Annotated in this window: 12 protein-coding genes; 7 read left to right on the top strand and 5 right to left on the bottom strand. The window is 54.5% G+C overall.

Annotation, left to right across the window (positions count from 1 at the left end):
• The 4 genes from K5845_RS20775 to K5845_RS20760 form a co-directional block, all read left to right on the top strand.
• Window positions 1-235: hypothetical protein (locus K5845_RS20775; RefSeq protein ID WP_287959926.1), on the top strand; the 235-nt coding region annotated here is incomplete at its 5' end.
• The gene (locus tag K5845_RS20770) at window positions 232-681 is read left to right on the top strand and encodes a hypothetical protein (protein ID WP_287959925.1); all 450 of its coding nucleotides are present in this window, start codon (window positions 232-234) and stop codon (window positions 679-681) included. The genes K5845_RS20775 and K5845_RS20770, both read left to right, overlap by 4 nt.
• Window positions 682-873: 192 nt before the next feature.
• Window positions 874-1,092, top strand: a complete 219-nt coding sequence (locus K5845_RS20765; protein WP_287959924.1) for a hypothetical protein — start codon at window positions 874-876, stop codon at window positions 1,090-1,092.
• A gap of 69 nt (window positions 1,093-1,161) precedes the next feature.
• Window positions 1,162-1,998, top strand: a complete 837-nt coding sequence (locus K5845_RS20760) for an ATP-binding protein (protein WP_287959923.1) — start codon at window positions 1,162-1,164, stop codon at window positions 1,996-1,998.
• 157 nt (window positions 1,999-2,155) lie between these two features.
• Here K5845_RS20760 and K5845_RS20755 read toward each other — a convergent pair whose 3' ends face one another.
• A complete protein-coding gene (locus K5845_RS20755) occupies window positions 2,156-2,803 on the bottom strand; it encodes an SOS response-associated peptidase (protein WP_287959927.1) in 648 nt (215 codons plus the stop codon).
• Window positions 2,804-3,259: 456 nt separating this feature from the next.
• Between K5845_RS20755 and K5845_RS20750 the strand changes: the two genes are divergently transcribed.
• On the top strand, window positions 3,260-3,823 hold the full coding sequence (locus tag K5845_RS20750) for an NUDIX hydrolase (protein ID WP_287959922.1): 564 nt from the start codon (window positions 3,260-3,262) through the stop codon (window positions 3,821-3,823).
• Between the two features lie 25 nt (window positions 3,824-3,848).
• Here K5845_RS20750 and K5845_RS20745 read toward each other — a convergent pair whose 3' ends face one another.
• The 4 genes from K5845_RS20745 to K5845_RS20730 all read right to left on the bottom strand — a co-directional run bounded on the left by K5845_RS20745 (window position 3,849) and on the right by K5845_RS20730 (window position 6,589).
• On the bottom strand, window positions 3,849-5,048 hold the full coding sequence (locus K5845_RS20745) for an ATP-binding protein (protein ID WP_287959921.1): 1,200 nt from the start codon (window positions 5,046-5,048) through the stop codon (window positions 3,849-3,851).
• 397 nt (window positions 5,049-5,445) lie between these two features.
• Complete coding sequence (locus tag K5845_RS20740; RefSeq protein ID WP_287959920.1) at window positions 5,446-5,985, bottom strand: hypothetical protein; 540 nt, start codon at window positions 5,983-5,985, stop codon at window positions 5,446-5,448.
• Window positions 5,982-6,305 (bottom strand): type II toxin-antitoxin system RelE/ParE family toxin, encoded by a 324-nt coding sequence (locus K5845_RS20735; protein WP_287959919.1) that lies wholly within the window; start codon window positions 6,303-6,305, stop codon window positions 5,982-5,984. The genes K5845_RS20740 and K5845_RS20735 overlap by 4 nt, the downstream gene beginning before the upstream one ends.
• Entirely contained in the window at window positions 6,305-6,589 is a 285-nt protein-coding gene (locus tag K5845_RS20730; protein WP_287959918.1) for a hypothetical protein, read from the bottom strand. Before K5845_RS20730 ends, K5845_RS20735 begins: the two co-directional genes overlap by 1 nt.
• 189 nt (window positions 6,590-6,778) lie before the next feature.
• Between K5845_RS20730 and K5845_RS20725 the strand changes: the two genes are divergently transcribed.
• Together K5845_RS20725 and K5845_RS20720 are read left to right on the top strand one after the other, a co-directional pair.
• A complete protein-coding gene (locus tag K5845_RS20725; protein ID WP_287959917.1) occupies window positions 6,779-8,023 on the top strand; it encodes a hypothetical protein in 1,245 nt (414 codons plus the stop codon).
• 154 nt (window positions 8,024-8,177) lie between these two features.
• Complete coding sequence (locus K5845_RS20720; RefSeq protein ID WP_287959916.1) at window positions 8,178-8,639, top strand: hypothetical protein; 462 nt, start codon at window positions 8,178-8,180, stop codon at window positions 8,637-8,639.
• Window positions 8,640-8,724 lie beyond the last annotated feature (85 nt).

The following is an 8,724-nucleotide window of genomic DNA, read 5'->3' as shown; positions in this document are numbered from 1 at the left end:
GTGCAAAACGGCGGAACTCGAGCGCGCCAACAACCGCTACCTCTATAACGAGCAGCATCTCACGGAGTTGATGCCCGCCATTTCAACGGCGGTGTCCGCACTACAGGGCCAGCGCCAGGAACAGGACGGCCGCGAACAGCACATTCGCATCGAGTACCAGCAAAAGCGTGACCAAAGGCAGGCGTCGCGTCCCACCTCCAAACAGCGCAAACGCTCGATTGGCATGTCACGATGACTAACAAATCCCCCTTCGCCTCCTGGAGCGAGGACTACAAAGCCTCCCAAGCTAGGTCCACTGCCCAGCTACTCAAAGGCCTCGGGGCAAAGGAACATGAAGCCAAACGTCACCTAAAGGAAGCCATCGCCTACTATGAAAGCCGGCAATGGGTGAGGGATGGCATTGAGGCCGAACAGCTTGATGGCCTCCTCAACGACCTGAGGCAGAAGGCCGACACCGCTTACACGCTCACCTGCCAGACCTCGGACTACCTGAATGCCATCCTGAACAGCCAGAGATCCCACCTGGCAATCGGCACAGCCGCCGCGCGACGCGACGAACTCATGCGCGCAACCGGACCATTACCCCAAGAGGACACCGTCGAACCCACGCCGCTCGAGTCCTTCCTCCAAACCTCACGCGCCCCAAAGCCCAGGACCCGCAAACGCAAGATGTCGATGTAGGTCGGCCAGCAGTGTTGGCACGCTACAACAACGCATTCCCTTCAATTACATGTTGTGTAAGAGGGATTAGCGATATGCTCCGTCCTTGAGGCATCAAATCACTCTGCGCCTAGACTGTTAAGACACCTAAACATCTGTTTTCAAATACTGACGGAGGACGTCGATAAGCTACGCCACACGGCGGCAATGCTGATGTTCGAGGATGGTATTGATATTGCTACCATCGCGATGTCCCTCGATCTTCAAGCTGTGAACACCACCATTCGATACTTGCATCACAGCTTGAAGATCAAGGAACGGGCAATGTACCGGACAACCTTCCCAACTCAACCTCCCGACGCGAACCCCGATGGGAGCCGTCGCTTTGTGCTTACAGCCAAGGATAGAGCCATACTGAAACGATTGAAGTAGATGGAGGTCACGCTTTCCTTGGCGCTTCTCTGCAATTTGATTACAATAGGTTAAAAAATGGGGGGTGCCATGGCTTCAACGATAAAGTTGGGCCCGAGCAATGATGATCTACTCAAGGTGCTCGAGGGATACATCCAGTCCGGCAACTTAAGCTTTCTGATTGGTTCGGGCGCTTCCCTGCCAGCGATTCCATTGTTTGGAAATATCGAGTCCGATATTAATCAACTCCTTGCCCAGGGCAAAGACAAAGAAGCCGACTCGATGGCTCTGGAGTTCATTGAGGGTGTAGAGAAGAAGCAATGGGATCAGACCAACGCGGATACCCAAAAAACCCAATCTAGCTACGTCACGTTCCTTAGAAACGTCGATCAGCTTCTCTTCGAGAGGAAGAACATACTTCTTGCACGCCAAGCAAACATACCGTTGCTGATTTGCCGGAAGATTTATCAAGAGCATAAAGTTCACAATTCGGGTAAGGCTCTGACGATTATCATCGATGAAGCGCACAACATCCTCTCAAGAGAATCCTTCCGTGAAGCGGAGAGCTGGAAGGACTACCGACTTGAGACCTTTGAAGAGATCATCAAGGAGGGGCGCAAGTTCGGTGTGTTCGTCACTATTGCGAGCCAGCGGCCTAATGACATTTCACACACCATAACATCTCAGGCGCACAACTACTTCATCCATCGTCTAATCAATCAGCGAGACCTAGAATCCATTGCGAGCGCGGTCTCATACATCGACAAGCTGACAGAAGAATCCATTCCAACGTTACCCACGGGAACGTGCATCTTTAGCGGAATTGCCGGACAGATGCCCTTAAAGCTGGTCATTAAGCCGCTTGATGACGCTCTGCAGCCTAAGAGTACGACGGTGAGGATTAGTGACTTGGTTCCGGTGTTGTAAGGAACCAGATGGCTAATGGTTACGCTTCCTAAGGTCGCTCCGTTGCCACCACACCCGCCGAAGAAATATGCGGCTGCCAATGTTTGTGTGTATTGCGGCACCCAAGGGAAGTTGACAATTTCCCAAAATTCATTTCTTCAAAATCAAATCGTCATTTTCAACCCGGCTGCTGTAGCAAATCCACTTTCTTTTCAGAGAACTGAACAATCTCCATCCGATCGGCCGGATAAGATCGAACCAACGCCCGTGCTTCATCCGCCGTACCGTTCAGCCAGGTATCAAACTCCTCCTCGGTGGTGAGGATCACCGGCATGCGGTTCGGGTGCACAGTGGCGACGAGGGGGTTGGGCTTTGTTGTCATGAACGAGTGAACCGCCAGATCCACCATGGGTCCGTCTTTCTTCACCGCGCCACGGAACCCCCGCCAAATTCCGGCAAACGCAAAAAGGGGCCGGTCACGGCCCAATGCAAACCAGTGCCATATGGCGGGACTTCGCCCCTTCGGTTCCGCAAAGGATGTCGTCGGCACGAGGCAGCGGCGATTTTCGAACGATGAGCGCCAGAACGGCGACCCCAGATTGTCATCGCGGAAATTGGTCACCGGCTTCGGCGCCTTGTCCTTCTGAGGCAGAACAAACCCCCAGCTCGAAAGGATCACCTCTCGTTCACCGTCTTCCGCCATCCGCACCACCGGCGCATCGTTGGCCGGATAAATGCCCGCCATGGGCTCAACGGCAGGCATCCGGTTGTCTGAAACACGAAACAGCTTGCCCACCGTTTCCCGGGTCTTGGTCATCGAGCGCATATTGCACATGCCGTTACACGTCCTTCACGTGGGGTACCCCTTTGACCCCGCGAGGGTACGGAGTCGTTCGTGTCTGTAAATCGTGAGATCCGCACTTGCTGCACACGCACCACTCACGCAACTGGAACATCGGCGTGTCCAACGTCGCTCCCGCATCAAGAAAACGGGTAAGCAGGACGCTCGCCGAGTGCCTACACTTCACGTTGTTACAGCTAACCGACACCTTCGTCAGGGTGTCATCGTCAAGCACGTCGCGGACGCGCGGCGGTCTGTTTCGCTCCACTGCATTGCCTCAAGCCAAGCGATCATGTTCACTTTTCGTTCTGTATCATCCGCTACTCCGTGTGGCAATATCCGGTTCACATCGGCACTTAGCGAACAACCAACATCAGCATGCCGGAACGAGACACGCGCTCGGCACCACACGATCCTGGAAGAGGAACCCCGCAAAACGTCATGACGCTGCAAAATCGGAATTACACCAAGAATGACCTGCTGGACGACATGGCCGCAGCGGAGCCGTTCGATGAAAAAGAGCGCCTAGATATCCGGGCCACCATTGAATTCCTGCGCCGCGACAGCAACCCGTTTGACCGCACAAACTTCGCCGGACACATTACCGGTTCGGGCTTCCTGCTTTCCCCCGACCGCCAAAGCGTGCTTCTCACCCACCACGCGGCCCTGGACAAGTGGCTCCAGTTCGGCGGCCATGCCGATGGAGAAGCCGACATCCGAAGCGTCGCCCTACGCGAAACCGAAGAGGAGTCCGGAAAAACCGATATCAAGCTCTTCACGCCCGGCATCTTCGACGTGGACGTACATGAGATTCCCGACAACCCGGAAAAAGGCGAACCGCGCCACCTGCACTACGACATTCGCTACTTGCTTCTGGCGCGAAACATGGACTTTAAAGTCAGCCACGAATCCAAGGCCCTGCAATGGGTGCCTTTCCATGACCTCTCTGCCATGTCGGTAACCCAATCCTTGAAGCGAATGGCCATCAAAGTAAGACAGATATAAACACCTGAGTTTGAAAACGTTCGCTTCAGACCATTCCCACTGGGAACGCTTGGACCTGCTCTGAAAGCGGATAGATCTTTTCCACCATGCAGACGATAGCTCCATCACCCTGGGTAAGTTTCAAACTGTCACCGATGAGGAGGCGCCGCGCCGTGCGGCCATCCGGACGGGATGTGGTCTTCACCTCAATGGGTACAAGCGTTCGGCCAGCCATCGAAACGATATCAACCTCGCGGTCATTATGGTCACGGAAGAAAGTGAAGTCTGACTTCTGGCCTCGGTTGAAGGCACCCTTCATCGCCTCGCTCACCACATACGTTTCGAGGAATGCGCCGGCGGCCACGCCGCGCGCAAGAGACTCTGCTGTTTTCCAACCACTGAGCCATGCTGCCAGACCGGTATCAACGAAGTACATCTTCCGCGCCTTCACCAATCGGCTGTTGGTGTTGCTGTGGTAAGGCTCAACAAAAACCACGATGCCCGATGCTTCGAGAATAGAAAGCCAGTTGCGCACGGTGGTGCCAGAGATGTCCGCTTCCTTGCCGATCTGTTCGAGATTCGTCAGCTGGCCGGTTCGACTGGCCACCAACTGCATGAACAGCAGAAAGGCGCTTTCATCACCAACCCGCGCGAGGTCGCGTACATCACGCTGCAGATACGTTTGTACGTAGGCGGGGTAGAATTCCTCGGGGATAACCCCGCGACCATCGTGCAGCGCCGGATAACTCCCGCGCCAAATCCGTTCGAACACGTCGCCTACAGGCAATGCCTTCACAGGCTTCGATAGACGTTCCCACAGCGGCAACGCATCCGGCTCGCCCAACAACTCGCGCGTGGACAAACCTGCTAGATTGAGGATCGCCACTCGGCCCGCAAGGGATTCCGTGACATTCTTCATCATGTGAAATTGCTGGGAACCACTCAACCAGAATTGGCCTTTACGCTGATCCTCGTCCACGCGCATCTTGAGTAATGGGAACAGCTCCGGCGCGTACTGTACCTCGTCGATGATGGTCTGCCCCTTGAAGCGCGACAGGAACAGCTTTGGCTCCTTTTGTGCTTGGAGCCGGTCTTCTGGGTCGTCCAAGGTCACGTATTCGGCGTCGGGCAATGTTTTGCGCAGCAGGGTGGACTTTCCGACCTGACGAGCACCCGTCACCAGGACGATAGAGAACTTGCCACCGTAGTTGATGAGGGTTTTTTCAAGGGAACGCTGGATAAACAATGTAGGGTACATTCACTTTGAAAGTCAAAATACCCCATATTCTTTTCGCCGCCTATTTCTTTATTGTGCCGAGCGAAAGGACATATTGCAGAAGGTCAACAGAAGTCAAAAACTGATGTTGAGGAAAAATCGAGGAACTAATTAAATGACAGACGTGAACTCAATTACTGATCTCGACAAACACGAAAATTGGGCACGGTCGTTAACCTCAACAATTTAACATAACTAACATTATGAGAAAAATGGCAATTTAATCATTGTATTAGCGTGCTGGCTTCATTTAAATGTGACGTTTGAGCATTTAAAAGTGTCGTTTATGGCTTTCGCATAAATATCCTTATTTCCATTCTATAATTCGAAACACTCCCCCAGTGACAATTGACGCCGGGGCACTAACCTACGGCCCAAAGCAACCCTTCCTGCTGAAAATGGCCGCGGATTCCTTTTTGCACTGGGCATATCGCCCCCTCAAATCTATATCCTCCCTCGCCAACCCACCAAGCGAAGACTCCTTCGCTATAAGGTGCTCCGCGTAATAGATTGTACTGGCAATGGCCGGGTCAAGCTGCGGTATGTTCATGATCTCCTCGGAATCGAGATGGGCGAGGAATTTGTTGCGGTAGGTCCGCATGGCAGCGATGTAGCTGCCCCATTCAGCCGTCGTCATGCCAACCGCTATGACCAATCCCGCTTCGAACGCTCCATGGTCCGCCGCCGGAACAACGCGCTTCCAGTTGTGGTCTTCATTGTTGGTGAAAAGCTTGCACCAGGCCAGCACTGCCATATCGAGGAAGTTGCCGCTAACTGTCCTCCAGAAGTTGCTTTTGGTGTCAAACACCGCATCCCTCCCGGAAAAGCCCCCGCGGTAATATGCGATGTCCGCCAAGCAATGATGGCAGACAATCAGAACGCGCCGCAGGCGATGGTAGCGATTCATGGCTTTTCTGATTCCTCCGGGATGTAATCCACCACATTCCGGCCGAGGTAGCCGATACGAAGAACACTCACACGTTCGTCCGCTACAAGGAAGACGACTGTTGCGGTATGGAGACCCGGTACGCTGCAAATCCGCAAGCCCGGTCGACGGTCATCACGCAGACGGCCAATGAAGGGAAACTCCAGCAAGCTGCGGATGAAGGCCTCGATCCGCGCGGTGACTCTGTCGGCCCGTTCCTCACCATCGTTGCGGTAGACCAGCAGCCACGCATCCACAAGATCCTGCTTTCCGACCGGATGCAGCGCAAATTCGCGCCGCATTATCGCACCTTGCCCCTCTTCTTCAAGCTCTCGATCTCGGCGCGCACCTCGCTAAAGAAAGTGTCGACGTCGAGCATCTTCTCAGGATGCTGCTCTGCTTCATCGCAGCGGTGCAAGGTTTCCGCCCACCAGGCCTCTTTCTCCGCCTCGCGCGCAAGCAGTACGTCCGCAGCGGCATCGAATGCTGAACTGATGCTGGGGTAGGCCCCGTTTTCGACCAGGCTACGGATACGCCCTGCACGCTGCTTATCAACGCTGATGCTAATTCGTTCCGTATTTGCCATGCCATTACGCTTTCATTGTCCACACCTTAATACATATGAATAACACCAGCAAAGCCATTCACAGCAACCTGACAGCTTCGAGCAAAAGAATGTGAGCACCTGTCAGGGGAATGCACTAATTATGCGGAGAAGACCAAGATAATTATCTTTCCGTTGCCATAAATCTATTTTTCCAATATCAAGCATCCCGTGAAACTGACCAATTTGAAAATTGAAACCGCCCCCGACCCTAATTGGGTGCGCACAAGTATTGATGTCACCTTCACTTCGATATCGGAAAAAAGGAACTATTGGTTCGAAGTCGAAAAGCCTTTTTCCTCCTACCTTGAAGCAAACTGGGATGCATGGCTTTGCTTTGCCGCGCCATACGCACTTCTGCTTGGCGAAGACATTGAAATAGACGGTCCCGTCGACCGGCTGCTTTTCAACAACGTCTCAGCGCTTATCCGCCAGTGGAAGCAATTCCATCCCCAATACCATTCGCCCAAGCTCAACACCGCAGGTTTCTCCTCCCCTTCTTCCCCCAAGCACCAAGAAGTTGGCTCCTTCTTCTCCGGCGGAGTCGATAGCCTTTTCACCTTGCTGCGCAACAGCGACGTCCCCAATTCCGGTCTCGACGGGCACTATACGATCGACAAGCTGCTTCTGGTCTGGGGCTTCGATATCCCCCTCGACAATGCCGCCCTCTTCGACACCACCCGGACGTACCTTCAGGATGCGGCCGAGAAGCTTGGCAAAACATTAATCGTCATCCGCACCAATCTCCTCGAGTGGCACGACACCTATGAAAACAGCTGGGAGAAAGTCGTCCATGGCTCCGCTCTCGCCGCCGTAGCCCACCTCCTCGGAAAGAAGCTTCATACCGTGCTCATCGGCTCTACCTTCACCTATGGCCAGCTCATCCCCTTCGGCTCGCACCCCCTCACCGATCCCCTGCACACATCCGCACGCACACAAATCGTCCACGATGGCGCACAGTTCAACCGCATCCAGAAAACCCTTCACATCGCCACAACCCCGATGGCCCTCCAGCTCTTGCGGGTCTGCACGAAAACCCTTCACGCCGACCAGCTGAACTGCTCGAGGTGCCAGAAGTGCCTGCGCACGATGCTGACCCTCGACCTCGCCGGCCAAACCCGGAACGCCCACACCTTTAGGTGGGATGGCTATTCCCCCACCCTGTTCCGAAACATCTTCCTGAAGACCTATTCCTCGAAGCTTTTCGCCGAGGAAATCCGCGCCTACGCAACGGCACTCAACCGCCAAGACGTCGTCGCGGCCGTAAGTACCGCCCTTATGCGTGCCAAGCTGCAGAGCCCGCTTGGGATTCTGGAAACCTTTATCCGAAACCGTTTTCCGAAACTGCTGCGATACAAATCCCGCCTGCTGCCGATTAAGAAGCGGATATATGCCCTTTGCGGATTTTCCGGCTGATTGTCCCGCATTCCGCTCATCCAAACCCCGTCAGGAGTTTTCCTGACCCGCCTAAGATCCGGTCCCATATGCTTTCAAAAGAAAGCAACCCGGACTGCCCTACAAATGGCCGCTCCTCCGTGAAGACCAAGATGCCGCTTCGCTAGAGGCCCGCTTGGCTTTTCACCTCCACCGGCTGCGCCTGACAGGCAAACCCCTCCATCATGCCCTCAACGGGAAAGTTCACACCTCCACGGCGCTCGCACAGGCCAGACAACCGCTTTCCGAACCGGCCGTGGTTGCTCTGGCCGAGCTTCTCGCAATCGATCCACAAGAGCTTTTCCGCGCCCTCACCGAACCCGAATCCCGGGAATGGGCCTTTTACCGGATCAGCGCACAGAACCGCCAACACGTCTTAAATGCCGCGAAATCACAGTGGGAAAACTTTGGATTCACTACAAAGGATGCCGCCCGCACGATGAACATCCATCGCACGCGCCTAATTGACTCCTTGATGGGAAAGCGACCGCTTATCCTCGACTGGCAACACGCCACCCGTCTACTCGACGCCATTCACAGCTCAGCACCACCAGAAGTCCTCCTTCCGTATAACGAGTGGAACCGCGACCGCGCCTAGCCGAGTCCCCCTATCTAACGCGCCTGAACTTTGACTCAATTCAGCCGCCATTCCGCCCCGACGGAAAGGAGGATTATCCGCGCAC

The sequence above is a fragment of the Filomicrobium sp. genome, assembly GCF_025698805.1.
GTDB classification, from domain to species: Bacteria; Pseudomonadota; Alphaproteobacteria; order Rhizobiales; family Hyphomicrobiaceae; genus Filomicrobium; species Filomicrobium insigne.
The sequence above is the reverse complement of the archived record's forward strand: the minus strand, read 5'-3'. Positions and strand labels throughout refer to the sequence as shown.

Excerpts from the sequence above, each read along its gene's own strand:
- K5845_RS20730 (WP_287959918.1), bottom strand. The coding sequence starts at position 6,589 with ATGGCAAATACGGAACGAATTAGCATCAGCGTTGATAAGCAGCGTGCA.
- K5845_RS20740 (WP_287959920.1), bottom strand. The coding sequence starts at position 5,985 with ATGAATCGCTACCATCGCCTGCGGCGCGTTCTGATTGTCTGCCATCAT.
- K5845_RS20765 (WP_287959924.1), top strand. The coding sequence starts at position 874 with ATGTTCGAGGATGGTATTGATATTGCTACCATCGCGATGTCCCTCGAT.
- K5845_RS20755 (WP_287959927.1), bottom strand. The coding sequence starts at position 2,803 with ATGCGCTCGATGACCAAGACCCGGGAAACGGTGGGCAAGCTGTTTCGT.
- K5845_RS20760 (WP_287959923.1), top strand. The coding sequence starts at position 1,162 with ATGGCTTCAACGATAAAGTTGGGCCCGAGCAATGATGATCTACTCAAG.
- K5845_RS20770 (WP_287959925.1), top strand. The coding sequence starts at position 232 with ATGACTAACAAATCCCCCTTCGCCTCCTGGAGCGAGGACTACAAAGCC.
- K5845_RS20735 (WP_287959919.1), bottom strand. The coding sequence starts at position 6,305 with ATGCGGCGCGAATTTGCGCTGCATCCGGTCGGAAAGCAGGATCTTGTG.
- K5845_RS20750 (WP_287959922.1), top strand. The coding sequence starts at position 3,260 with ATGACGCTGCAAAATCGGAATTACACCAAGAATGACCTGCTGGACGAC.